This window comes from Plantactinospora sp. B5E13, assembly GCF_039871775.1.
In the GTDB taxonomy this organism is placed as follows: domain Bacteria; phylum Actinomycetota; class Actinomycetes; order Mycobacteriales; family Micromonosporaceae; genus Plantactinospora.
This window is the reverse complement of record NZ_JBDPLT010000012.1, coordinates 1-24,049: the sequence shown is the minus strand read 5'-3', so window position 1 is coordinate 24,049 and position 24,049 is coordinate 1. Positions and strand designations below refer to the sequence as shown.

The following is a 24,049-nucleotide window of genomic DNA, read 5'->3' as shown; positions in this document are numbered from 1 at the left end:
GGGCGGCCGGGTCAGCGCGGCAGGGCGACGTCGACGATCTCGTCGACCGGCACGGCCGGGACGGTGCCGGGTGCCGGGACGGCGAGCGCGGTCGCGATGCTGGTGGCCATCCACGGCAGGTGACCGTCCGGGAGCGGGGTGCGGGCGACCGCGAGCCGCCAGTAGAGCGGGCCGACGATCAGGTCGATCGCGGTGTCCGGGTCGATGCCGGGCGGTAGCTCGCCCCGGTCGACCGCGCGACCGATCAGCAGGGCGCCGACGTCGCGCTGGTTCACCCGCAGCGACTCCTGCAGAGTCGCCGCGATCTGCGGGTTGCGGGCCGCCTCGGCGAGCAGATCGGGAATGATCTGCGAGGCCAGCGGGTGCCTGAGGGCGCGGGCCACGATCCGCAGCAGGATTTCGAGGTCTCCGCTTAGGGTGCCGGTGTCCGGTAAGGGTAGGCTCTGCCCCGCAACGCGCGAGACGATCTCCAGCACCATCTCCAGCTTCGAGTTCCACCGTCGATAGATCGCGGTCTTGCCGACCCCGGCCCGACGCGCGACGGCCTCTATCGACAGCCTTCCGTAGCCGACCGCGGCGAGTTCCTGCATCACGGCACGGCGGATGGCGTCGGTGATCTCCCCTCGGAGCACCGCCGCTCCCGCTGGAGCACGCCGGTTGTCGGTCGTCACGTGGGCCAATATAGCGCGGCGACGGTACGGTTGCGTCCCGACGTACGATGGACTACGTTGCCACGGAGCGATGACCGACCGACGTGCCACGGCTCCCCCCGGCCACGCGGTTGTCGGGTCGCGCGCATCTTCAAGCCCGAACAGATCGGAGCGCCTTGCTATGGCCACCACGGCGGTAGCCGACCCCGATTCAGGACTGACCGGCGCCCAACTCGCCGCCCGGTACGGTCTCGCCCCGGCCGGCGCGAGACCCACCCTCGGCGTTTACATCCGGCAGCTCTGGTCCTACCGGCACTTCATCTCGGCCTACGCCAACGCCAAGCTGGCAGCCTCGTTCAGCAACGCCCGGCTCGGCCGACTGTGGCAGGTGCTGACCCCGCTGACCAATGCCGCGGTCTACTACCTGATCTTCGGTGTCATCCTCGGTACCAGCGGGGACATCGAGAACTTCATCGCCTATCTCTGCACCGGGCTCTTCGTCTTCACCTTCACCCAGTCGGTGGTCAGCGGCGGGGTCCAGGCGATCAGCGGCAACCTGGGGCTGATCCGGGCCCTGCACTTCCCCCGGGCCAGTTTGCCGATCGCGGTCACCCTGACCCAGTTCCAGCACCTGCTCGCGTCGATCGTGGTGCTGGCCGGCATTGTGCTGATCGACGGCGAGCCGCTCACCCTCGAGTGGCTGCTGATCATCCCGGCAATCCTGCTCCAGGCGATCTTCAACGCCGGGCTCGCGATGGCGCTGGCCCGGCTCGGCTCGAAGGCGACCGATCTGAAGCAGGTCGTTCCGTTCGTGATGCGAACCTGGATGTACGCCTCCGGCGTGCTCTACAGCGTGCAGAACTTCGAGGCCCACCTGCCGGGCTGGGCGGCCCAACTGGTGCACCTGAACCCCCTGCTGGTCTACATCGAGCTGATGCGGCACGCGATGATGGAGTCGTCCCCGGTGACCACCTCGGCGACCCAGTCCTGGCTGCTCGGCCTGGGCTGGGCGGTGCTGGCCGGCATCCTCGGGTTCGTCTACTTCTGGCGCGGTGAGAAGGAGTACGGACGTGGCTGAGCTGAGCACCGCCGGCACCAGTGCCTCGGCGACCACCGCCGTCGACGGGTCCCGGATCCCCACCGTGATCGTCGACGACGTGCACATCGTCTACCGGGTACACAAGGGCGCCACCGCCGGTACCAACAGCCCGGTCGCCGCACTGCGGCGGATGCTGATCGGCGCCAAGGCGCCGACGGTCCGCGAGGTGCACGCGGTCAAGGGGGTCAGCTTCACCGCGTACCGGGGTGAGGCGATCGGCCTGCTCGGCAGCAACGGCTCCGGCAAGTCGACCCTGCTGCGGGCGATCGCCGGGCTGCTGCCGACCAACCAGGGCGCAATCTACGCCCAGGGGCAGCCGTCGCTGCTCGGCGTGAACGCGGCGCTGATGAACGACCTCTCCGGGGAACGCAACGTCGCGCTCGGCTGTCTGGCGATGGGGATGTCCCCGGCGCAGGTCCGCCAGTACGCTCCCGAGATCATCAAGTTCTCCGGGATCAACGACCGGGGTGACTTCAGCTCGCTGCCGATGCGGACGTACTCCTCCGGCATGGCGGCCCGGCTGCGGTTCTCCATCGCGGCGGCGAAGAAGCACGACGTACTCCTGATCGACGAGGCGCTCGCCACCGGTGACGCCCGGTTCCGGCGTCGCAGCGAGCAGCGGGTCCGGGAGCTGCGGGCCGAGGCCGGCACGGTCTTCCTGGTGAGCCACGCCATCGCCTCGATCCGGGACACCTGCGAGCGGTCGATCTGGTTGGAGTCCGGGCTGATCCGGGCGGACGGCCCGACCGACGAGGTCGTCGCCGAGTACGAGAAGTTCATGAACCGGTCGTAGTGCCGGCGGGAAGCGGACACGGGCGTCGTCGGGGACCGGCGGCGCCCGTGCCATGATCTGGCCCGTGACGACCATCCGAGCCAGCCACGACCGGGACGAACTCGCCGCGCTGCTGGGCCGCGATCCCCACCTGCACGCGTACGAACTCGGCGACCTCGACGACTTCTACTGGCCGTACACCACCTGGTACCGGTACGGCGAGCAGGTGGCGCTGCTCTACCACGGCGGTGGCGAGCCCACCCTGCTGGCGTTGGACCACTCCCCCGAGGATCTGGCCGAACTGTTGACCGCGGTGGTCCCGCTCCTGCCCCGTACCTTCTACGCCCACCTGTCGCCGGGCGGGGAGGCGGTGCTGGCGGAGCACTTCACGACGCGGGCGTACGGGCCACACCTGAAGATGGCGCTCACCGACCCCGGCCGGCTGGACCGGGTCGCCCCGGCCGGCGAACTGCTGACCACCGCCGACCTGCCGGAGATGACGGCGCTCTACCGGGCCGCGTACCCGGGCAACTGGTTCGACGAGCGGATGGTCCAGACCGGCCAGTACGTCGGCATCCGGCGCGACGGCGAGCTGCTGGCGGTGGCCGGGGTGCACGTCTGGTCACCGGTGTACAAGGTCAGCGCGCTGGGCAACGTGACCACCCATCCGGCGGCCCGGGGACAGGGCCTGGCCACCTCGGCGGTGGCCGCGCTCTGCCGGCGGCTGCTCGACACGGTCCGCTGGGTGACCCTGAACGTCCGGGCGGACAACACCGCCGCGATCGCCCTCTACCGACGTCTCGGTTTCACCCCGGTCGCCGAGTACGGCGAGTTTCGGTTCGGCCCGACGCAGGCCTGACCACCATGATGTGACCACCCGACCGGCCGGACCGCCAACCGGCCGGACCACCGACCAGCCGGGCCGGCGGACGCCGGGTACCAACCCGGCCGGCGGCCCCGGAAAGCCGACACCCCGCCCGGTGGATGTTCACCGGGCGGGGTGTCGCCGGCGGCGGGGAGGGATGCCACGCCGGCGGGCGGGATATCGGCGGTCCGGGGGCTCAGGCGGAGTAACCCCGGGTGGCGATCCAGTTCGCCAGGTTGATGGTGGTCATCCAGTAGGTGCTGTCCGAGCCGGGGATCGCCGGGTCAGCGATCTTGACGGTACGACCGTTGTCGCGGTAGCCGACCACGGTCAGGTAGTGCCCGCCTGGGTAGCTGTGCCCCATGCCGGCCGTGTCGACGGCCGACCCGGCGATGTTCGCCACCACCGCGTACCCGTTGCTGACCGCGTGCACGACGTCGGCCTGCAGCTGGTCCATCTGGGCGGGCGTCGCGGACTGGCCGGAGATCGCCGTGGTCCGGTAGAAGTCGGTCCCGATGACGCTGTTCAGGACCCGGGTGGTGTCCTCGGCCGAGTTCGTGCCGCTGGTCGTGGTGCCCAGCCGGCTCGCCACGGTGTCCTGGCTCGGCGACAGGTCGCGGGCGGTCAGGGCGATCCGGGTGGCGGCCGGGCCGCAGTAGTAGTAGGTCGTCTGGGCCTGGAAGTTGTAGTCCAGCGTCTTCGCCGCCGGCGCCGCGGGTGGCTCCGCCTTGACCGCCTTCTTCGCCTCGCCGGTCGGGCTCGCACCACCGGTCGCCGACGTGCTCGGGCTCGCCGTGTCGCCGCCGGCCGGAGTCGCCTGGTCCGTGGTGGCCGGGGTGATCGGCTGGACCGCCGCGCCGGCCTGACCACCGGCCGGGACGGAGCCGAGTTCCGCGACGGCGACGGTGGCGGCTCCGGTCGGGGCCGGCGCGTCCTGGGACGCGAGGACGACACCGCTGGTCGCGGCGGCGGCGAGGACCGCCGCCGTGGCGAGCGCGAACCGGTTCCGTCGACCGGACACGGCGGTTCGGAGTCGCTGGTTTATGGCGTGCTTCACAATTATCCTCCAGGGGGAAATGCGCATCGTCACCCATTCGGAAATGAATGGCGGTACGACGTTTCCGTCCGCTGTCGAGAATGCGACGCTATGCCGCGCGGACGGCGCGGAAATCATTCATCCATTGATTCGACACGGCATGGGCCGGCGCGGACGCGGAGGAAATGGCCGACCGGCACCGGAGGGACCGGCTCGGTTCCTGTTCGGGCCGGCAGGGCCGGGCCGATGTTCCGCGCAGCCGCCCGCGTCGGGGCGCTACCGGATCAGGAACCGTCGAGGCTCGGCGCCGGAACTACCGCCCCGGCCGGCTGAAGCGGGTCGGAGGCGCGGACCCGGGGTCCGGACGCGGTGCGGTACGGAAACTGGGGGGACGGGCCACGGCCCGGGTGGTGCGGCACGAACACGTACTCCTTCCTGCGCCGCCTACCGGGTTAGCTGACGGATTCGGGCGGGAAGGCCGCCCTACCGCGGGCCATGGCTCGCGGATTCACCCCAGATAACTGTGGGTCCCCGGCTCGTTCTGAACGACTCGGCGGGTCTGCTCCGGTGTCACCCGATGGCGACTTGACGGCCGGACCAGACGGGCCGACACTACTGGCCGCTCTCCGCCATTGCCAAGCCCTCCCAGCTGGCAAAACAGTGACCAGGACCGCGATTTGGCCGGGCCGGGACCGCCTCAGCGGAGGGCCGGGCGGTCGGCGGGATAAAGCAGCATGATCATGTACGGGTACGGTATGACGGAAATAGCCCGGTTAGCGGGTGCCCAGACGCCCGCAGGTCGGTGCGCCAGGTCGGTCGGTGGCACAGGGACCCCAGGAGGCACAGGTCGATGACAACGGTGCACGAAGCGACGTACGACCTGCTCCGGTCCCTCGGCCTGACAACGGTCTTCGGCAACCCCGGATCGACGGAGGAACCGTTCCTGAAGAACTTCCCCGCCGACTTCCGCTACGTACTGGCCCTGCAGGAGGCGTCGGCGGTGGCGATGGCGGACGGCTACGCGCAGGCGAGCGGACGGCCCGTCCACGTCAACCTGCACACCGCGCCCGGCACCGGAAACGGAATGGGGAGCCTCGTCACCGCCTGGCACAACCGGACACCGATGATCGTCACCGCCGGACAACAGACCCGTACGATGAATCTGTTCGAGCCGATGCTGACGAATGTGCGGCCGACACAATTACCGGAACCGTACGTGAAATGGAGTCACGAGCCGCTGCGCGCGCAGGACGTACCGGAGGCGTTCATGCGGGCACACGCCACCGCCGTACAACCGCCGGCCGGGCCGGTCTACCTCTCCCTGCCGCTCGACGACTGGGACGAGCCCGCCGACGGTGTCCCGGTGGCCCGCCGGGTGAGCACCCGGGTGGCACCCGATCCGGCGATGCTCGACCGGTTCGCCGAGGTGTTGGCGCAGTCCCGGAACCCGATGCTGGTGATCGGCCCCGGCATCGACCGGGCCGGCGGCTGGGCCGAGGCGGTCGCGCTCGCCGAACAGATGCGGGCGCCGGTCTGGCAGCCGCCGTTCGCCGACCGGGTCGGCTTTCCGCAGGACCACCCGCAGTTCCAGGGACTGCTGCCGCCGGCGATCGGCCCGCTCGCCGAGAAGCTGGTCGGACACGACTGTGTGCTGGTGGTCGGCGCGGCGGTCTTCCGCTACTACCCGTACGTCCCCGGCGAGTACGGCTACCTCCCGCCCGGCACCCGGCTGCTGCACGTCACCGACGATCCGGACGAGGCCGCCCGGGCGCCGGTCGGGGACAGCCTCGTCGGTGACGTGGCACTCGCCTGCGCCGGACTGATCGCCCGACTGCCGGCGACGGACCGGCCGCTACCCACCCCGAAATCCGCCCCGCCGACCGTCGAACCCGGCCGGCCGCTCGCCCCGGAGGCCCTGTTCGCCACCCTCGCCGCCGAGTGGCCGGCCGACGGCGTGCTGGTCCCGGAGACGCCGTCCAACCTCAGCGCCCTACACCGGCAGCTGCCCATCACCCGACCCGGCTCGTACTTCAAGATGGCCAGCGGTGGTCTCGGCTTCGCACTGCCGGCGGCGGTCGGCATCGCGCTCGCCCAGCGGGACACCGACCGGCACCGGCCGGTGGTCGCGGTGATCGGCGACGGCTCGTTCCAGTACTCGCCGCAGGCCCTCTGGACCGCCGCCCAGCAGCGGCTGCCGGTGGTCTTCGTGGTGCCGGTCAACCAGCAGTACGGCGTGCTGAAGGCGTTCGCCCGGCTGGAGGAGACACCCGGGGTGCCCGGCCTGGACCTGCCCGGCCTGGACATCCCGAGCATCGCCCGCGGCTACGGCTGCACCGCCCACCAGGTGGAGTCCCTGGACGACTTCCGGGCGGCGTTCCGGGGCGCACTCGGCGGGGACGGTCCCACCGTGCTGACCGTCCCGATCACCGCGGACGTCGCGCCCCTGTTGTGAGCCCTGTGGTGAGGAGGAGCCCACTCAGCCCGACATCACCCGCTGGTGCAGTGCGGTCACCACGGCACGGGCCGAGACGAACGAGCCGTGCTGCCAGGCCACCTCGTGACTGAGCCAGTCGCCGGCGAAATAGCACCGACCCGCCGGCTTCAGCAGCAGGCCGTACCCGGGCGAGGAGTACCGGGGCGAGGTCCAGGCCGCCTCCAGGTAGCGGGTCCGGTCCCAGGCGTGGGAGTACGAGGTGGCCAACTCGGTCCGGTACTTCTCGCCGTGGATCTTCACGCCCTGGGCGACCGCCCGCTCCTCCCGCTGGGCCGGGGTCAGCGCGCTGTACGCCCGGGCGTTCGCGCCGGTGTTGTAGTACCCGACGATCAGGCCCCGGGGTGCGTGGAAGCCGTGCGACGGATACCAGATGTGCGCGAGGTCGAGGTCGGTCTCGGTGATCCCGCCGTAGATCCGCTGGTCCAACTCCCACCAGCGGCTCCGGTACTCCAGACCGATCTTCCCGGCGGCGGTGACCGGGAACTCGGCGAGTGCCGAGGTGACGTCGGCGCCGAGGTTGTGCGGCACCCGGGCCATCAGGTGCGGCGGCAGCGTCGCGACGCAGTAGTCGGCGGTCACCCTGCGGTCCCGGCCGCCCTGCCGGTATGTCACCTCGACCGTGCCGCCCCGGTCGGTCACCCCGGTCACCTCGGCGCCGAGCTTGATCCGATGTGTGCCGACCGCCCTGCCCAGCGCCTTCGGGATCTGGTCCATGCCGCCGACCGGCTGGAACATGAGCATGGCCTGGTCGTAGCCGAACTCGAAGGAGAAGTACCGGCCGACGTTGCTGGCGAAGACGTCCGCGAGCGGCGGCGGCGCGCCGAGCGGTACGCCGGTGTCGACGCCCGCGCCGGGATAGCTGAGATAACCCCGCCGGCTACCACCGGTGTACGCGTAACCGCTGGTCCGACCGCCGATCGCGCCGTAGCTCTGCAGGAACGACAGCAGCCGCTCCTTGTCGGTGGCGGTCAGCCGGTCGTCCAACGCCCCCTGGTCGGTCGCCTTCGCCAGCAGCTCCGAGACGTAGCCGTAGACGTCGGCCTTGGCGGTACGGTAGCGGACCGGCGCGGTCATCCCGGCCGACTCGTTGTAGATCCAGGCGTCCGCGTTCGCGTTGGTGAAAACCTCGACCGGCACCCCGAGTTCCCGGCAGTAGTCCATGGTGACCATCCACTGCGCGATCCGGCCCGGTCCGGCGTTGAAGTAGACACCGTCGGAGAACCTCGCCCGCTGGCTGCGCCCGTCGAGGTCGGTCTCGACGTCGCCGCCCCGGATCGTCAGGTTCCGGCCACCGGCCCGGGCCCGCGCCTCCAGCACGGTGCAGTCGTACCCGGCCTTGCCCAGCTCGTACGCGACGGCGAGCCCGGCGACACCACCGCCGAGGATCACCACCCGGGAGCTGGAGCGGCCGGTCAGGGAGAAGTCGGCGCGACTCGGTGCCCGGAACGGCGGTGTCGCCGAGCTCGCGGTCGGAGCGAGCCCGAGGGCGCCCATCGTGGCGAGCATCGCGCCCGCGCCGCCGCTGACCCCGACCGCACGTAGGAAGCCCCGCCGGCTGACGGTGGACTGGTCGTACTGACTCATGCCGCCCCCTTCGAAGATCCGTGGGAGGCTGAGTCTGTTAGCGATCTGTTACGGCAGTCAAACAGAGAATATTGCCGATTCATTTCACGTCACCGCCGGATCCTCGGGTCCGACGTCCGGGCTGATGTCCGGGCTGATGTCCGGGCGTTCCAGCGCCCACCGCCGGCCCGACGGGTGCCCGGGGTACCGTGCAGCCATGTCCGCTACCGCAGCCGTCGACGCCCTGACCTCGACCGGAGTCCCGCACCGGGTGGTCCGGCACGAACCGGTACGCAGCCTCGCCGAGGCCGCCGAGGCGATCGGCGTCGCCGTGCCGGACGTGGTGAAAACCATCGTCGTACGCCGGGGCGAGGGCGACTTCGTGTTCGTCCTGGTGCCCGGGGACCGGGTGATCTCCTGGCCGAAACTGCGCGGGCTGCTCGGGGTCAACCGGCTCTCGCTACCGGACGCGGCGGAGGCGAAGGCGGTGACCGGCTACGAGCGGGGCACCATCACCCCGTTCGGCGCCACCACGAGCTGGCCGGTCGTCGCCGACGAACGGATCCTGGGCCGGAGCATCAGCCTGGGCGCAGGTGCGCACGGCGTGGCGGCCGTCCTGGACGCCGACGAGGCGGTCCGGGCCCTGGCCGCCACCGTCGCCGACATCACCGACCCGGACCGTCCCCGCTGACCCCGCACAGATGTGGGGAGGGGGCCCTTCCGCACCGCCGGCTGCCGCCCGGACGACAGGAAGGGCCCTTCCTCACAGGCGGGTGAGCAGGGTGTCGGTCACCGTCCGAGTGTCGGCGGTACCACCGAGATCGCGGGTACGGGTGGCCGGGTCGAGGAGACTGGCCTCGATCGCGGTGACGATCTGGCTGGCGGCCGCCGGATGGCCCAGGTGGTCGAGCATCATCGCCGCCGACCAGACCGCGCCGAGCGGGTTCGCGACTCCCCGCCCGGCGATGTCCGGCGCCGAACCGTGCACCGGCTCGAACATGGACGGAAAGGTGCCGGTCGGGTCCAGGTTGGCCGACGGGGCGATGCCGATGCTGCCGGCCACCGCCGCCGCCAGGTCACTGAGGATGTCGCCGAACAGGTTGGAGCCGACGATCACGTCGAACCGCTCCGGCTCGAGCACCAGCTTGGCGGCGAGCGCGTCGATGTGCTCGGCGTCCCAGCGTACGTCCGGATGACCGGCCGCCCGCTCGGCGACGACCTCGTCCCAGAACGGCATGGTGTGCACGATCCCGTTGGACTTCGTCGCCGAGGTGACGTACGACCGACGGGTCCGGGCCAGGTCGAAGGCGTAGTCGACGATCCGGGTCACCCCGGAGCGGGTGAAGATCGCCTCCTGCACCGCCTGTTCCTCCGGGAAGCCCCGGCCGAACCGTCCGCCGACCTCGCTGTACTCCCCCTCGACGTTCTCCCGGACCACCACCAGGTCGACCTCGCCCGGTCGGGCGCCCCGGACCGGGCTCGGCACACCCTCGAAGACCCGGATCGGGCGCAGGTTGACGTACTGCCGGAAGGTGCGGCGGATCGGGATGAGCAGTCCCCAGAGCGAGACGTGGTCCGGCACACCGGGCCAACCGACGGCGCCGAGCAGGATCGCGTCCGCGTCCCGGAGCCGGTCGAGGCCGTCGGTCGGCATCATCGACCCCTGGCTGAGGTAGCGCCGACAGGACCAGTCGTACTCGGTGTAGTCGAGCCGGATGCCATGCCGGTTGGCGACCGCGGCCAGGACCTGGCGGGCGGCGGCGACCACCTCGACCCCGATGCCGTCGCCGGGGACGACCGCGATCCGGTGGCGGCCGCCGGGGCCCTGCGCACCGGCCCGCGACGTCGCGCCCTCCCCAGCCGTCGGGCCAGCCGTGGCCGTCGCGCCATCCATGGCCGCCATCAGCCACCCAACCCGACGACGGCGACCATCACCGGCAGGAGCAGCAGGATCAGGATGGCGCCCAGGATGTCGAAGGAGAAGCCGGAGCGGATCATCTTGGTGATCGGGACCACGCCGGAGCCGTAGACCACCGCGTTCTGCGGGGTCGAGACCGGGAGCATGAACCCGAACGAGGCCGCGAAGGTCGCCGCCAGCGCGGGAACGAACGGGTTGATCCCGGCCGCGACGGCGACCGGGATGATGATCGGTACGACCACCGCGGCGGCCGCCGTGTTGCTGGTCGTCTCCGAGATGACGATCGCCAGCAGCACGGCGAACGCGGTGATCGCGAAGACGCTGGTAAGCCCGAGCAGGTCGGCGCTGCCGTCGCCGATCGTCCTGGCCAGCCCGCTGTCCTCGAGCAGCGACCCGAAGATGATGCCGGTGCCGAAGAGCAGGATCGTGCCCCAGTCGATCCGGGCGGCGTCGCTCCAGTTCAGGGTGTACTGCCGGGCACTCCAGTCGGTGGGGAGCAGGAAGAGCAGGGAGGCGCCGAGCACCGCCACGATCCCCTCGTTGAGCCGGGCACTGATCCAGTCGTACTGGGTGGAGTCGCTGCCGAAGACCAGCGCGACCACACCCGGGGTGATCCAGAGCACCACGGTCACGGTGAACGCGACCAGGGTGTTGCGTTCGGCCCGGGACAGCGGACCGAGCTTGGCCCGCTCGCTGGCGACGTACTCGGCGACGCCCTCGATCCGCCGGATCTCCGGCTTGTTGAGCAGCAGCAGCACGGTGGCGAGCGCGACGAACATCAGCGCGCAGATCGGGAACGCCATGACCATCCACTCGGCGAACGAGATCCGGGTCCCGGTCGCCTCGGCGATCAGGTCCCGGCCGATCAGGTTCGGTGGGGTGCCGACCGGGGTCAGCAGGCCACCGACGCTGGCCCCGTACGCCAGCATCAGCATCAGCGCGATGCCGACCCGCAGCCGGGTCGGGTCGAAGTCGGCGGTGGCGATGCCCCGTTCCTGCATCAGCTTCGCGATCACGGTGAGGATGCCGAGCGCGGTCGGCAGCAGCATCGCCACGGTGGCGGTGTTGGAAACGAAGGCGGAGAGCGCGCAGGTGATCAGTCCGAAGGTGATGATGACCCGGCCGGTGGTCCGGCCGACACCGGGCAGCGAGAGCATCCGGAACGCGAACCGGCGGGCCAGCCCGTGCTTGAGCATCGCCTGGGCGAGGATGAAGGCGCCGATGAAGGTGAAGACCGTGGACGACCCGAACGGCGCGAGCACCTCGCCGGCCGGCGCCACGGCGAGGATCACGATCGCGGCGACCCCGAGCAGGCCGCCGACCGGGATCGGCACCGGCTCGGTGACCCAGAGCACGATGACGCCGAGCAGGATCCCGGCCAGGGTCTGCTGGTTGCCGGGCAGGTCGAGCGGCAGGGCCAGGAAGACGATCGAGACCAGCGGGGCGAGCCAGAGTCCGACCGTTCGTCGCCCGCGTTCGAACCGTTCCTCGGCCGGGGAGAGCCGCTGTTCCCCGAGACTGCGGTAGGTGCTGCCGCCGAGTAGGGCCTTCTCCACATCGGTTCTGGCCGGAGTGCCGCCGGTGTCGCTGGTGATGGCCACGACAACCTCCATCGGGTTCACTGTGCCGGGACGGGCGCCGCAGTGACGCAGCTAACAGTGACTTCACCAGCCCCGATGCTCGACGGTCCAAGACGAGATCACGACAACCCTTATAGGCGCTGCCTATCTGTGCTCGTCAGCGAGGTGTGTCTGCCGACGGTCCGCGCCGGTCCGCCGGCTACCCACGTCGGTCGGTCGGTCCGACGCAGGCGCAGGTGAGGAAGGCGTCGGCGGCCGGGGTGAGCGGCGCCCGGCGGGTCACGAACGCGACCTCCAGGTACGCCGCCGGCTCCAGGTCCAGCACCAGGGCCCCGGACCGCCGGGCCAGCCGCGACCAGGAGTCGGCGACCACGGCCAGCCCCACCCCGCCGAGCACCAGCGGCAGAAACGCCTCCCGGTTCTCCGACTCCACCGCGACGACCACGTCGACCCCGGCGGACCGGATCTCCTCCACCAGGTCACGCATCCCGGTCCCGGACTCGCCGACGATCAACCGGCGGCCGGCGAGCTGCTCGTGGTGGACCGGCAGGTCCGGCGGGAACGGACCGTCGGCCGGGGTCAGCAGGACCAGCCGGTGCCGGCCGGCCGGATAGGTCGCCAGGTGCTCGGTGGCGAGCCGCTCCCGGCTGGCCAGCAGACCGACCTCGGCAAAACCGGTCCGGACCATCTCCAGCACGGTGTGCGCCCGGGGCGCCGACCGGATCCGCACCGAGACTCCCGGATAGCGGGCGGTGAACCGTCGTACCACGGTGGAGAGCGGCTCGACGGTGGCCGAGGGCATCGCGGCGATCTCCACCCGGCCCGACCGCAGGTCCTGCACCGACGCCACCGTCGCCCGGGCCAGTTCCAACCCGCGTACGACCTGCCGGGCCGGTTCGATCAACGCCCGACCGGCTCCGGTGAGCACCACCCGCCGGCCGATCCGGTGGAACAGTTCACTTCCCAGGTCCCGCTCCAGGGCCCGGATCGCCTGGGACAGCGACGGCTGGGCCACGAACATCGCCTTGGCCGCCCGGCTGATCCCGCCGTGATCGACGACGGCGAGAAAGTACTCCAGCTGTCGTGCGTCCACCGCGCCCACCAATTCGCACCGGCCGTCGGGTTACGCCCGAAGTGTGCCAGTGCCCCGGCCGCTCCCGTGGCCCCCACTCCGACCCGGTCGGCAGCCGGTCACTCCGGAGCGCCCGACGTCCCGCCCGCCGGGGGCCGGCCGGAAACCAACGGCTCAGGCGGGGACGGTGAGGGTGACCCGGACGATCTCTCCCGGCTCCGATCCGGCCTGCCCGAGCAGGCCACCGTCCGGTCCCCAGATCGCCGACCCGCCGGCCGCCGGGTCGAAGCCGCCACCGGTGCCGCCGGCGAAACTCGCGGTGGCGACCCACACCCGGTGGTCGCCGACCACCCGCCGGGCCCGCTCCGCCGGCACGTGGGCGTCCCGGGCGTGGTCGAGGACGGCCGCGACGTAGACATCCATGCCGAGCGCGGCGGTGGCCGCGTCGTGCCCGGCGAACCGGGTGTCGCGGCAGATCGCCAGGCCCAGCCGCCAACCGTCCACGTCGAGTACCACGGGCCCGTCGCCCGGGCTGAACCGCGCCTCGGACTCGTGCACGTGCACCTTCCGGTACACCACCCGGGCGCCGCCGCCGTCGACGGCCAGCATCCCGATGTGCTCACGACCCGACTCACCCCGGACCGGGGCGCCGACCAGCGCGGTCGTCCCGGTCACGGCGCAGGCCCCGACCAGCGGCGCCAACCGTGGGTCGTCGGCGTCGACCGGGGCCGCGTCCAACTCGTACCCGGTCAGCGACAGTTCGGGGAATACCACCACCCGGGCGGCTGCGGCCCGGACCGCGTCGGCGTGCGCGGCCACGTTCGCGACCACGTCGTACGTCGTGGTCGGCGGTTGGGCCACGGCGATGACCAGCGGCCAGCGCGGCACGGTTCCTCCCTCGGGGTGGCGGGACGGGTCAGTCCCGTTCGATCAGGTGGCCGACCAGGTCCGGGCCGAAGACGGCGGCACCCGAACCGTCCCGGCGCTGGTCGACGTCGGGCAGCTTCACCGGCTCGCCTCGCTTCGACGAGCCGACCGGACGCGGGCCGATCCAGGCGACGACCAGCCGGGACTCCCCCTTGAGGAAGCGCTGCGCGCGGACCCCGCCAGTGGCCCGCCCCTTCGCCGGGTAGAGCGCGAACGGGGTGACCTTCACACCGCTGCCGGTGGAGGTGACCACCATCGCCTCACCGTGGTCGTCGCCGTCGGTACGGATCGCGCCGAAGAAGACCACCTGGGCGTCGGTGCCGAGGGTGATCCCGGCCATCCCGCCGCCCTTGAGCCCCTGGGGGCGGACCAGCTTGGCCGGGAACCGCAGCAGCGAGGCGTCCGAGGAGACGAAGGCGAGGGTCTCGGTGCCGTCGACCAGCCAGGTCGCCCCGACCACCTCGTCGCCGTCCCGCAGCCCGATCACCTCGAACTCGTCGGAGCGGACCGGCCACTCCGGGGCGCAGACCTTCACCACACCCTGCCGGGTGCCGAGCGCCAGGCCGGGCGAGCCGGTCCCCCGGTCGCCGAGTGGCGCCAGGCCGACCACCTGCTCCCCCGGCTCCAACGGCACCAGCTCGGCGGTGGACATGCCGCCGCTGAGCGACACCGTGCCGGACTGTTCCGGCAGCACCGGCAGCGGCAGCACGTCGGTCTTGAACGCCCGTCCCGCGCTGGTGACCAGCAGCACCTGACCCCGCGCGGTGGCCTGGACGACCGCCCGGACCGCGTCGTGCTTGGTCCGCCCGTTGCGTCGGCGTCCCTCGGCGCTCTCCTCCGACTCGGCGGCGGTCCGGGCGACCAGCCCGGTCGCGGAGAGGATCACCTGGCACGGGTCGTCGGCGACCTCCAGCGGACCGGCCGGCGCCGAGGCGGCCAGCACCTCCTTCAGGTCGCCGTCGATCAGCGTGGTGCGGCGGGACCGGCCGAACTCCTCGCCGACCACGGCGAGCTCGTCCGAGACCACCTTCCGGAGCACCCGGTCGTCCTCCAGGATCTCGGTCAGCGCGGCGATCTCCTCGCGCAGCCGCTCCCGCTCGACCTCCAGCTCGATCCGGTCGAACTTGGTGAGCCGGCGCAGCGGGGTGTCCAGGATGTAACCGGCCTGGATCTCGGAGAGCCCGAACTGGTTCATCAGGGCTTCCTTGGCGGCCTGGGCGTTCTCGCTGGCCCGGATCAGCCGGACCACCTCGTCGATGTCGAGCAGTGCCATCAGCAGGCCGTCAACCAGGTGCAGCCGGTCCTGGCGCTTGGTACGCCGGAACGTCGTCCGCCGGGTCACCACGTCGTACCGGTGGGCGAGGAAGACCTCCAGCAGCCGCTTGAGCCCGAGGGTCTGCGGCTGGCCGTCCACCAGGACCAGGTTGTTGACCCCGAACGACTGCTCCATCGGGGTGAGCCGGTAGAGGTCGGCGAGCAGCGCCTGCGGGTTGACCCCGACCTTGCACTCGATGACCAGCCGGGTGCCGTTCTCCCGGTCGGTGAGGTCCTTGACGTCGGCGATGCCCTGCAGCCGGGCCGGCTGCCGCTGGCCCTTGCGCGGCCCGGAGGTGATCAGCTTGCCGCGCACCTCGTCGGTGATCGCCTCGATGATCTTCTCGGCGCCCACCCCGTACGGCAGCTCGACAACGGTGATCGCCTGCCGGCCCCGGCTCCCCTCCAGCAGCCCGATCTCGACCCGGGCCCGCATCCGGACCACGCCCCGGCCGGTCTCGTACGCCTTGCGCACCTCGTCCAGGCCGAGCAGCTGGCCACCGGTCGGCAGGTCCGGACCGGGCACGAACTCCATCAGCCTGTCGAGATCGGCGTCCGGGTGGTCGATCAGCCACCGGGCCGCCGCCACCACCTCGGCGAGATTGTGCGGGATCATGTTGGTCGCCATCCCGACCGCGATCCCCGAGGTGCCGTTGACCAGCAGGTTCGGGAAGGCGGCCGGCAGCACGGCCGGCTCGGTCAGCGAGCCGTCGTAGTTGGGCCGGAAGTCGACGGTCCCCTCGCCCAGCTCACCGACGAGCAGCATCGCCTCCCGCGACATCCGCGCCTCGGTGTTGTGGTTGATGAAGGCGCCGGCCAGGAAGGAATGGTCTTCGGACTCCACCCGGACGGAGTACACCTCGGCCGGCTCGGCCGGAACAGCCTCGGCGACCGTCTCGAAGCGGTACCCGGAATCCATGATCGGCAGAATCGTGGCGAGGACCTCCGGGTCCTTCACCCGGTCGATGATCCGCAGCCGTTCCGTCTCCCACCGCTCCATCCGGTCGAAGTTGTGGACGGTGAGCCACTTCCGCCCGCTCCCCCGGCGGTCGAACTCGAGCGCACCACGCACGTAGTCGGCGACGAAGGGGGCGTGGTCGCGCGAGAGGCGGTGCGGGCGCAGCGGTGCGTGACGCAGCAGCTTCTGCAGCACCGCCTGCTTGGTGCGGAGGAAACCGACCCGTTGCGCATACGCCTTGATGTTACGGAGGCCGGAGATCACCAGACGGTGTTCGATCGAGCCACTGGGTCGGGTGTACTGGCGCCGGCAGGCGACCACCCCGAACTCGGCCAGCAGCTCCTGGAGTTCCCGGCCCAGCCGCTCGCTGTAGGTCGTGTACTGGATGGTGAAGCTGTCGTTGGCGACCCGCACGCCGCCGTCGCCCTCGAAGATCGCCATGAGGAAGGCGCGTTTGACACCCCAGCCGCCCGACCAGACGAACTCCGGAACGAACTTCTCGCGCGCCTGGTGCCCGATCAGCTCCGCCAGCGGACTGGCCCGGAACGCGTCCATCCCCCCGGAGAACTCCTGGACGTCCAACTCCAGGATGCGCTTCCGGTCGCGCCGGGTGTGCCGGTCCGATACGTAGCGGGCGCCCCCGACGACCTCGTCGTACGCGTGCAGAACCTCAGAGAAGAAGTGTTCGTCGGTGTTGTTGAAGCCTGCCCGGTTGTCGCTCGCCCAGCCCTCGGAGACCCAGGCGCCAGCCAGTACCCCGAGGTTGTACTCCCGGGCCGTCGGCACGACCTCGGACCACGCGTTGCGGGCGATGCAGACCACCGTCCCCGGCTGGACCTCGTCAAGCCGCCGCCACTGGAACAGCGGTACGCCCATCGGGTTCTCCAGGCAGAGCACCAAATGGTTCTCGCTGCCCCGCAACGAATATCCGGAAGTCGTGGTGATCTGGATGGTCGGGTGTACGCCGGAGTTGAAGACCCGGTTGACCCGGACCGACTTGCCGTCCTTGTCCAGAACCTCAAAGTCAACGTCCCGCTCCGCATCGGCGGGCAGGCCGACCAGGTCTCCGATGCGGGGACTGGAGCCGTCGGCGAGACGAATCCGGGTCTCCCCCACGACGCAGTAACGCGCGGCGGCCGGTCCGTCGTCCGGGGAGCCAAAGTTTCCATGTCCGTCGATGAGTGGGGCGTTCAGCGAGAAGTCCTGGGCGAGCCGGACCATCGCGTCGTAGATCGCGGTGTCGCCGTGCGGGTGGTAGCGACCCATCACGTCACCGACCACCCGGGCCGACTTGACGTGCGACCGGTCCGGGCGGTGGCCCTGCTCGCTCATCGAGAAGAGGATCCGCCGGTGCACCGGCTTCAGGCCGTCCCGGGCGTCCGGCAACGCACGGGAGTGGATCACCGAGAAGGCGTACTCCAGGTAGGAGTCCTCGACCTCGGTGGCCAGCGGGTTGTCGACGATCCGCGCCCCCGCCCGGTCGAAGGCGGAGAGGTCGACCTTCGACCGGTTGCCCGTACGGCGTGCCATGACTTCGTGCTCGCTTCCCTCGCCTGTCGCCGGTGACACCGGCGCCGTCACGTCCCTGTTGACCCGTCCGCCGGGATCAGGCGTCGATCGCCTCCCGGTCGACCCGGTTCGCCGACTCGATCAGCCAGTTCTTCCGGGGCTCGACCTTCTCGCCCATCAGCAGCTCGAGGACCTCCTCGGCGGCCTCCGCGTCGTCCAGCGTGATCCGCCGGACCGCTCGGGTGGCCGGGTTCATGGTGGTCTCCCAGAGCTCGTCGGCGTCCATCTCGCCGAGACCCTTGAACCGGGGCACCGGGGTGACCACCTGTTTGCCGGCCTGCTCCAGCCGGGCGATGGTGCCGAGCATCTCGGCCTGGGTGTAGGTGTAGACGGTCTCCGGGTTCTTGCCCCTGGTCACGATCTTGTGCAGTGGCGGCACCGCCGCGTACAGCCGCCCGGCCTCGATCACCGGCCGCATGTACTTGGCGAAGAGGGTGATCAGCAGGGTCCGGATGTGCGAGCCGTCGACATCGGCGTCCGCCATGATCAGGATCCGGCCGTAGCGCAGCGAGGCCAGGTCGAAGGTACGCCCCGAGCCGGCCCCGAGGACCTGGACGATCGCCGAGCACTCGGCGTTGTCCAGCACCTGCTGCAGGTTCGCCTTCTGCACGTTGAGGATCTTGCCCCGGATCGGCAGCAGCGCCTGGTACTCCGAGGTACGGGCCAGCCGCGCGGTACCGAGCGCGCTGTCCCCCTCGACGATGAAGAGTTCGCTGCGCTCGACGCCGGTGGAGCGGCAGTCGACCAGCTTCGGCGGCATCGACGCGCCCTCCAGGGCGGTCTTGCGCCGGGCGGCGTCCTTCTGCTGCTTCTGGGTCAGCCGGACCCGGGACGCGTCGACGATCTTCTGCAGTACGGTCCGCGCCTCGGACTTGGTCTTCCGGTCCTCCAGCCAGGCCTTGATGTGCTGCTCCACCAGGGTCTGCACGACCTTGGTGACCGGCGCGGTGGAGAGTTCGTCCTTGGTCTGCGAGGTGAACTGCGGTTCCGGGATCCGGACGTGCACGACGGCGGTGAGCCCCTCCAGCACGTCGTCCAGGACCGGCGGGTCCTCCTTCGGCCGGAGCAGGCCGCGGGCGTTGCGGATCGCCTCGGTCAGTGCGCGTACCGCGCCGCGCTCGAAGCCCTTGCGGTGGGTACCGCCGTGCACGTTGCGGATGGTGTTGGTGAAGCACTCCACGGTGCGGTCGTAGCCGGTGCCCCAGCGGAAGGCGATCTCGATCTCGGCCCGCCGCTCGACGTTGCTGCGCATCACGCCGTTGGAGTCGGCGGCGTTCTCCCGGTAGGTGCCCGTGCCGGTGACCAGCAGCGTGCCGGAGACCGGCTTGTCGCCGGCCGGGGCGAGGAAGTCGACCATGTCGGCCAGGCCGTTCGGGAAGTGGAACGTCTCCGCGCTTATCGACCCGCCGGTCGCGTCGCGCAGCACGTACGTCACCCCGGGCACCAGGAACGCGGTGTGCCGCAGTTTGGTCCGGACCGCCTCGACGTCCAGGGCGGCGCCGTTCTCGAAGTAGCGGGCGTCGTGCCAGTAGCGCACCGAGGTGCCGGTCGACTCGCCCCGCTTGAGTTTGCCGGCCAGCCGCAGCCCGGGGTGCGGGGTGAACGTCGCGGTTGGTCCGGCGCCGTCGAAGGTCCCCGGGGTGCCGTGCTGGAACGACATCTGGTGGGTCTTGCCGTCCCGGCGTACGGTCACGTCGAACCGCCGGGAGAGGGCGTTGACCGCCGAGGCGCCGACGCCGTGCAGGCCGCCGGAGGTCTTGTAGCCGGAGCCGCCGAACTTGCCGCCGGCGTGCAGCCGGGTCAGCACCAGCTCGACCCCGGAGAGCCCGGACTTGGCGTGCACGTCGGTCGGGATGCCCCGGCCGTCGTCGTCGACCTGCACCGAACCGTCGGCGTGCAGGGTGACCTCGACCCGGGTGGCGTGACCGGCGACACCCTCGTCGGTGGCGTTGTCCAGGATCTCGTTCAGCAGGTGACCCACGCCACGGCTGTCGGTCGACCCGATGTACATGCCGGGCCGCTTCCGGACCGCGTCCAGACCCTCCAGGTGGGTGAGGTCGTCGGCCCCGTACAGAATTTCAGGCTGTGCAGTCAACGAGCTGAACTCCCAGGATGTGCCGGTGGTGTGTCGCGGGTCGGCGCCACTGGCGGTCGGGCGCCGGGCCCCACGCCGGTAGCGAGCGTACCCACTCCGGTGATCAGCTTCCGGGAGCCTCCGGCCGGACCGGTCCGCGTGGCGAGCAACATCACCCGATTCTGCTGGCCGGGTATGACAGGAGTGCCGGCGGTGACCGGGGACGCCGGCTGTGAACCCGGGTGCGGATGGGACCAGCGGTACGGCACGATGTCCGCCATGTCGTCGCAAGGATCGTTCGGTCCGCCCCAGCTGCCGGTCGGCACCCAGGTCGTGCTGCGCGAGACCGGCGCCGACCTGACCGGCGTACGGGTGCAGCGCGGCGCCACCGGCCGGGTCGTCGGCTACGACGCGGCTGCCGACGACTACCTGGTCGACCTCACCGACGGCCGGCGGCTGCGCAGCCCGCGCGGGCGGCTGGCGCTGCGCAAGGCGTACCAGCAGCAGGTGGCGGTCGGTGCGGACCAGCCGGCGCTGGACGGGCCGGAGCTGGTGGCCCGGCACACGATCTACGCGGCGGTGGTCGGCTCCCGCGCCTTCGGGCTGGCGACCGAGGAGTCCGACACCGACCTGCGCGGTGTCTACGCCGCCCCGGCGTCGGCGTTCTGGTCGCTGGTCAAACCGCCGCCGCACGTCGACGGCCCGGAGCCGGAGCAGTTCTCCTGGGAGGTCGAACGCTTCTGCGAGCTGGCGTTGAAAGCCAACCCGAACCTGCTGGAGGTGCTGCACTCCGGCGACGTACGGGTGCTCACCCCGGTCGGTGAGGAGTTGCTGGAGCTGCGGCCGGCCTTCCTGTCCCAGCTGGTCTTCCAGACCTACTCCGGGTACGTGCTCAGCCAGTTCAGGAAGCTGGAGGCCGACCTGCGACAGCACGGCCAGCCCCGGTGGAAACACGTCATGCACCTGCTCCGGCTGTTGCTGAACGGCCGGGACCTGCTGCGGCACGGCCGGCTGGTCCTCGACGTCGGCGAGCACCGCGACCGGCTGCTGGCGGTCCGGCGGGGCGAACTGGGCTGGCCGGAGGTGGAGTCCTGGCGGCTGACCCTGCACGCCGGGCTCGACGACGCGCTGCGGGACACCGTGTTGCCGGCCGGGCCGGACACGACCCGGGTCGACGCCTGGCTCCGTTCGGTCCGGGCCCGCAGCGCCCGACAGACCCTGCTGTCCGGCGGGACCGGAGCGGACGGGGAGGCGTGGTGAACGGCGGCGCGGCCCCGGACCTGACCCGGCTCGACCCGGCGGAGCTGGGTGGTGTGGTCGCGGAGCAGCCGTACCCGCTGCTCTTCGCCACCGTCTCCGGCGCCCACCTGTACGGCTTCCCGTCCCGGGACTCCGACGTCGACCTGCGCGGCGCCCACCTGCTGCCGGCGGCCGAGGTGGTCGGGTTGCGGCAGGGCCCGGCCACCCTGGACCGCACCTGGATCCGGGACGGGGTGGAGATCGACCTGGTCACCCACGACGTGGCGAAGTTCGTCCAGCTGCTGCTGCGCCGCAACGGGTACGTCCTGGAGCAGCTGCTCTCCCCGCTGGTCGTGGTCACCGGGGTGGTGCACGCCGAACTCATCGCGCTGGCTCCCGGCTGTCTGACCCGCCACCACGCGCACCACTACCGGGGCTTCGCCCGCACCCAGCAGCGGTTGTACGCCGGCAGCGGCGAACTGAAGCCGCTGCTGTACACGTTCCGGACCCTGCTCACCGGCATCCACCTGATGCGCACCGGTGAGCTGCTGGCCCACCTGCCGACCCTGGTCGACCGGGTGCCCGGGGCGCCGGCGTACCTCGGGGCGCTGGTCGCGGCCAAGGCGGCCGGCGAGCACCGCCGGCTGGCGGAGCTGCCGGACGCCCCGGCGGCGGAGCGGCTCGACGCCGACCTGGCGGCGCTGCACGAGACGCTGGACCGGGCGCAGCGGGACTCCCGGCTGCCCGAGCAGCCGGACGCCGCGGCCGCCCTGCACGACCTGCTGGTCCGGGTCAGGCTGGCGACGGTACCCGGTACGTCTCCACCAGCTTGTCCATGATCGCGTCGAGCCGGGCGTCGACCCGCTGCCGGGTCGGGTCGGCGTCGTACCAGGCGACGATCTCCCGGGCGCCCTGGCTGAACGGCACGGTCGCCACGAAGTCCGGGACCAGCCGGCGCAGCTTGGTGTTGTCGAAGACCATCGAGTGAGTCTTGTCGCCGAGCAGCCCGGCGCCCCAGTCGGCGTCGTGCGCCGCGATGGCGGCCGACGGCACGTGCACGATCCGGGCCGTGGTGCCGGCGGCGGCGGCCAGCGCCTCGGCGATCTGGTTCCAGGTCAGCGCCTCGTCGGAGGTGATGTGGAAGACGTCGCCGACCGCGGCCGGGTGGCCGAGCAGCGGGACCAGTCCCTTGGCGAAGTCGGTGTGGTGGGTGAGGGTCCAGAGCGAGGTGCCGTCGCCGTGCACCACGATCTCCCTGCCCCGCCGCATCCGGTCCAGCACCGTCCAGCCGCCGTCGAACGGCACCAGGGTCCGGTCGTAGGTGTGCGAGGGGCGGATGATGGTGGCCGGGAAGTTCTCCTCCCGGTACGCCTCGACCAGCAGCTCCTCGCAGGCGATCTTGTCGCGGGAGTAGCGCCAGAACGGGTTGCGCAGCGGTGTCGACTCGACGATCGGCAGCCGGGACGGCGGGGTCTGGTACGCCGACGCCGAGCTGATGAAGACGTACTGTCCGGTCCGGCCCCGGAACAGGTCCATGCTGGTCCGGACGTGTTCCGGGGTGAAGGCGATCCAGTCGACCACGGCGTCGAACTCGAGGTCGCCGAGCGCGGCGCGGACCGATTCCGGGTCCCGGATGTCGGCCCGGAGCACGGTCGCGCCGGCCGGCAGCGGACGCTTGTCGGCGGTGCCGCCCCGGTTGAGGACGTACAGGTCGAAGCCACGCTCGACGGCGAGCTGGGAACAGGCGGAGCTGATGATCCCGGTGCCGCCGATGAACAGAATCTTGCGGGGGTTGATGGCACTACCTCCTGCTCATCGCGATCTTCCTCGAAGGGCTGCCAGTATGGCCCGATCCCGGACCGGTCACAACGCCACCCGGGGTTGACGTTCGCACTACCGTCGATGTTCTCCACCACGGCCGCGGTCACCGATGCGGAGGCGATGTGTACCGGGACTTCTACACCACGCTCGCCCAGGTCCTCCCCGTCCTGTTGCTGGCCCTGATCTGGGACTCCCGCTACCTGGACCAGGTACGCCGCCAGCAGCGCCCGTCGCGTCGGGTCGACCCGGCGGGCGGCTACTTCTGGACCAAGCCCCGGGTACGGGCGTACTCGCTGACCATCGCCTCGGTCATCGTGGTCGAGTTGGCGGTCGTGGTCTTCGTCCTGGCGGGGGCCCTGCCCGACTCGACGGTGCTCCGGACGGTCCTGGTCGCGGGGCTGGTGCTGTCCCTGGGCACCCTGTTGTTCCGGGTGGCGGTGGACGTGGTCGACGCCACCCGGCCCGAACCGCCGCCACCGGCGGCAGCGGCTCCGGAGCCGGCGGCACCGCCGGCACGGACGGCCGTGGACGAGGCGGCGGGCACGTCAGCGGTCACCGACGACGCCACGGTCAACCGGCCCGGGTAACATCGCCGGACCGAACCGCCCCTTTCCGCGTCTGTCGAGGATGTCATGCAGCTCCGTCCGTTCCCGGTCGACCTCGCCGCCACCGTGGCCGCCTGGGCCACCTCGCCGAAGGAGGCCGCCATGTGGTGCGGGCACACCGACGGCCCGGTGCCCGCCGAGAAGGTCGCCGGGTGGGCGGTCGGGGACGACGTACAGACGTTCGGGCTGTACGACGGGGACGACCTCGTCGCGTACGGCGAGTTGTGGTCGGACAAGGAGGAGGCGGAGTCGGAACTCGCCCGCCTGATCGTCGACCCCCGTCGCCGGGGGCAGGGCGTCGGCCAGCGCCTGGTGGCGGAGCTGACCGCCCGGTCGACGTACCCGAGCGTCCTGCTGCGGGTCCACCCCGACAACCACGCCGCGCTGCGCTGCTACGCGGCCGCCCGGTTCACCCGGGTCAGCCCGGAGCAGGAGGCGGAGTGGAACGCCCCGCAGCCGGTGCCGTACATCTGGCTGGTCCGCACCCTGAGCT

At 71.3% G+C, this 24,049-nt stretch carries 18 protein-coding genes, 1 pseudogene and 1 riboswitch; of the genes and pseudogenes, 9 read left to right on the top strand and 10 right to left on the bottom strand.

Annotation, left to right across the window (positions count from 1 at the left end):
* Positions 1–11: 11 nt before the first annotated feature.
* Positions 12–671, bottom strand: a complete 660-nt coding sequence (locus tag ABGB05_RS13500) for a TetR/AcrR family transcriptional regulator (RefSeq protein ID WP_347653610.1) — start codon at positions 669–671, stop codon at positions 12–14.
* Positions 672–831: 160 nt separating this feature from the next.
* Between ABGB05_RS13500 and ABGB05_RS13495 the strand changes: the two genes are divergently transcribed.
* The 3 genes from ABGB05_RS13495 to ABGB05_RS13485 all read left to right on the top strand — a co-directional run bounded on the left by ABGB05_RS13495 (position 832) and on the right by ABGB05_RS13485 (position 3,380).
* Complete coding sequence (locus ABGB05_RS13495; protein WP_347653609.1) at positions 832–1,728, top strand: ABC transporter permease; 897 nt, start codon at positions 832–834, stop codon at positions 1,726–1,728.
* Between the two features lies 1 nt (position 1,729).
* Positions 1,730–2,542, top strand: coding sequence for an ABC transporter ATP-binding protein (locus ABGB05_RS13490; protein WP_347653746.1), 813 nt, complete (start codon positions 1,730–1,732; stop codon positions 2,540–2,542).
* 64 nt (positions 2,543–2,606) lie between these two features.
* Positions 2,607–3,380: a GNAT family N-acetyltransferase gene (locus ABGB05_RS13485; protein ID WP_347653608.1), complete on the top strand. Its 774-nt coding sequence runs from the start codon at positions 2,607–2,609 to the stop codon at positions 3,378–3,380.
* A gap of 202 nt (positions 3,381–3,582) precedes the next feature.
* Here ABGB05_RS13485 and ABGB05_RS13480 read toward each other — a convergent pair whose 3' ends face one another.
* Positions 3,583–4,443: a C39 family peptidase gene (locus ABGB05_RS13480; protein WP_347653607.1), complete on the bottom strand. Its 861-nt coding sequence runs from the start codon at positions 4,441–4,443 to the stop codon at positions 3,583–3,585.
* A gap of 405 nt (positions 4,444–4,848) precedes the next feature.
* Positions 4,849–4,988, bottom strand: a riboswitch (cyclic di-AMP (ydaO/yuaA leader).
* Positions 4,989–5,272: 284 nt separating this feature from the next.
* On the opposite strand from ABGB05_RS13480, the gene mdlC reads away from it, so the two are divergent.
* Positions 5,273–6,874 carry a benzoylformate decarboxylase gene (mdlC, locus tag ABGB05_RS13475; protein ID WP_347653606.1) on the top strand — a complete coding sequence of 534 codons (1,602 nt, stop codon included), beginning with the start codon at positions 5,273–5,275 and terminating at the stop codon, positions 6,872–6,874.
* A 24-nt stretch (positions 6,875–6,898) separates the two neighbouring features.
* Here the strand turns inward: mdlC and ABGB05_RS13470 are convergent, their stop codons facing one another.
* Positions 6,899–8,500 (bottom strand): FAD-dependent oxidoreductase, encoded by a 1,602-nt coding sequence (locus ABGB05_RS13470; RefSeq protein WP_347653605.1) that lies wholly within the window; start codon positions 8,498–8,500, stop codon positions 6,899–6,901.
* A 196-nt stretch (positions 8,501–8,696) separates the two neighbouring features.
* On the opposite strand from ABGB05_RS13470, the gene ABGB05_RS13465 reads away from it, so the two are divergent.
* On the top strand, positions 8,697–9,170 hold the full coding sequence (locus ABGB05_RS13465; RefSeq protein WP_347653604.1) for a YbaK/EbsC family protein: 474 nt from the start codon (positions 8,697–8,699) through the stop codon (positions 9,168–9,170).
* Between the two features lie 72 nt (positions 9,171–9,242).
* Here the strand turns inward: ABGB05_RS13465 and ABGB05_RS13460 are convergent, their stop codons facing one another.
* The 6 genes and pseudogenes from ABGB05_RS13460 to ABGB05_RS13435 all read right to left on the bottom strand — a co-directional run bounded on the left by ABGB05_RS13460 (position 9,243) and on the right by ABGB05_RS13435 (position 19,912).
* The gene (locus ABGB05_RS13460; protein ID WP_347653603.1) at positions 9,243–10,382 is read right to left on the bottom strand and encodes a tartrate dehydrogenase; all 1,140 of its coding nucleotides are present in this window, start codon (positions 10,380–10,382) and stop codon (positions 9,243–9,245) included.
* Positions 10,382–12,010 (bottom strand): DASS family sodium-coupled anion symporter, encoded by a 1,629-nt coding sequence (locus tag ABGB05_RS13455; RefSeq protein WP_347653602.1) that lies wholly within the window; start codon positions 12,008–12,010, stop codon positions 10,382–10,384. Before ABGB05_RS13455 ends, ABGB05_RS13460 begins: the two co-directional genes overlap by 1 nt.
* A 166-nt stretch (positions 12,011–12,176) precedes the next feature.
* Positions 12,177–13,070, bottom strand: a complete 894-nt coding sequence (locus tag ABGB05_RS13450) for a LysR family transcriptional regulator (RefSeq protein ID WP_347653601.1) — start codon at positions 13,068–13,070, stop codon at positions 12,177–12,179.
* A gap of 153 nt (positions 13,071–13,223) precedes the next feature.
* On the bottom strand, positions 13,224–13,937 hold the full coding sequence (locus tag ABGB05_RS13445; protein ID WP_347653600.1) for a carbon-nitrogen hydrolase family protein: 714 nt from the start codon (positions 13,935–13,937) through the stop codon (positions 13,224–13,226).
* A gap of 28 nt (positions 13,938–13,965) precedes the next feature.
* Positions 13,966–17,688: pseudogene (locus ABGB05_RS13440) on the bottom strand (DNA gyrase subunit A); the annotation flags it as partial.
* Positions 17,689–17,854: 166 nt separating this feature from the next.
* On the bottom strand, positions 17,855–19,912 hold the full coding sequence (locus tag ABGB05_RS13435; RefSeq protein ID WP_347653599.1) for a DNA topoisomerase IV subunit B: 2,058 nt from the start codon (positions 19,910–19,912) through the stop codon (positions 17,855–17,857).
* 258 nt (positions 19,913–20,170) lie between these two features.
* Here ABGB05_RS13435 and ABGB05_RS13430 point away from each other — a divergent pair, with 258 nt between their 5' ends.
* Entirely contained in the window at positions 20,171–21,151 is a 981-nt protein-coding gene (locus ABGB05_RS13430; protein WP_347653598.1) for a nucleotidyltransferase domain-containing protein, read from the top strand.
* A gap of 20 nt (positions 21,152–21,171) precedes the next feature.
* Complete coding sequence (locus ABGB05_RS13425) at positions 21,172–21,969, top strand: nucleotidyltransferase domain-containing protein (protein WP_347653745.1); 798 nt, start codon at positions 21,172–21,174, stop codon at positions 21,967–21,969.
* Here ABGB05_RS13425 and ABGB05_RS13420 read toward each other — a convergent pair.
* A complete protein-coding gene (locus ABGB05_RS13420) occupies positions 21,923–22,903 on the bottom strand; it encodes an NAD-dependent epimerase/dehydratase family protein (protein ID WP_347653744.1) in 981 nt (326 codons plus the stop codon). The two genes, ABGB05_RS13425 and ABGB05_RS13420, sit on opposite strands and share 47 nt — an antisense overlap.
* A 170-nt stretch (positions 22,904–23,073) precedes the next feature.
* Between ABGB05_RS13420 and ABGB05_RS13415 the strand changes: the two genes are divergently transcribed.
* Positions 23,074–23,538 carry a hypothetical protein gene (locus ABGB05_RS13415; RefSeq protein ID WP_347653597.1) on the top strand — a complete coding sequence of 155 codons (465 nt, stop codon included), beginning with the start codon at positions 23,074–23,076 and terminating at the stop codon, positions 23,536–23,538.
* Positions 23,539–23,583: 45 nt separating this feature from the next.
* On the top strand, positions 23,584–24,049 hold a 466-nt coding region (locus ABGB05_RS13410; protein WP_347653596.1), incomplete at its 3' end, for a GNAT family N-acetyltransferase.

What these genes read in the sequence shown, in the direction of transcription:
- mdlC (WP_347653606.1), top strand. Translation starts at nt 5,273, where the DNA reads ATGACAACGGTGCACGAAGCGACGTACGACCTGCTCCGGTCCCTCGGC.
- ABGB05_RS13455 (WP_347653602.1), bottom strand. Translation starts at nt 12,010, where the DNA reads ATGGAGGTTGTCGTGGCCATCACCAGCGACACCGGCGGCACTCCGGCC.
- ABGB05_RS13470 (WP_347653605.1), bottom strand. Translation starts at nt 8,500, where the DNA reads ATGAGTCAGTACGACCAGTCCACCGTCAGCCGGCGGGGCTTCCTACGT.
- ABGB05_RS13430 (WP_347653598.1), top strand. Translation starts at nt 20,171, where the DNA reads ATGTCGTCGCAAGGATCGTTCGGTCCGCCCCAGCTGCCGGTCGGCACC.
- ABGB05_RS13460 (WP_347653603.1), bottom strand. Translation starts at nt 10,382, where the DNA reads ATGGCGGCCATGGATGGCGCGACGGCCACGGCTGGCCCGACGGCTGGG.
- ABGB05_RS13465 (WP_347653604.1), top strand. Translation starts at nt 8,697, where the DNA reads ATGTCCGCTACCGCAGCCGTCGACGCCCTGACCTCGACCGGAGTCCCG.
- ABGB05_RS13495 (WP_347653609.1), top strand. Translation starts at nt 832, where the DNA reads ATGGCCACCACGGCGGTAGCCGACCCCGATTCAGGACTGACCGGCGCC.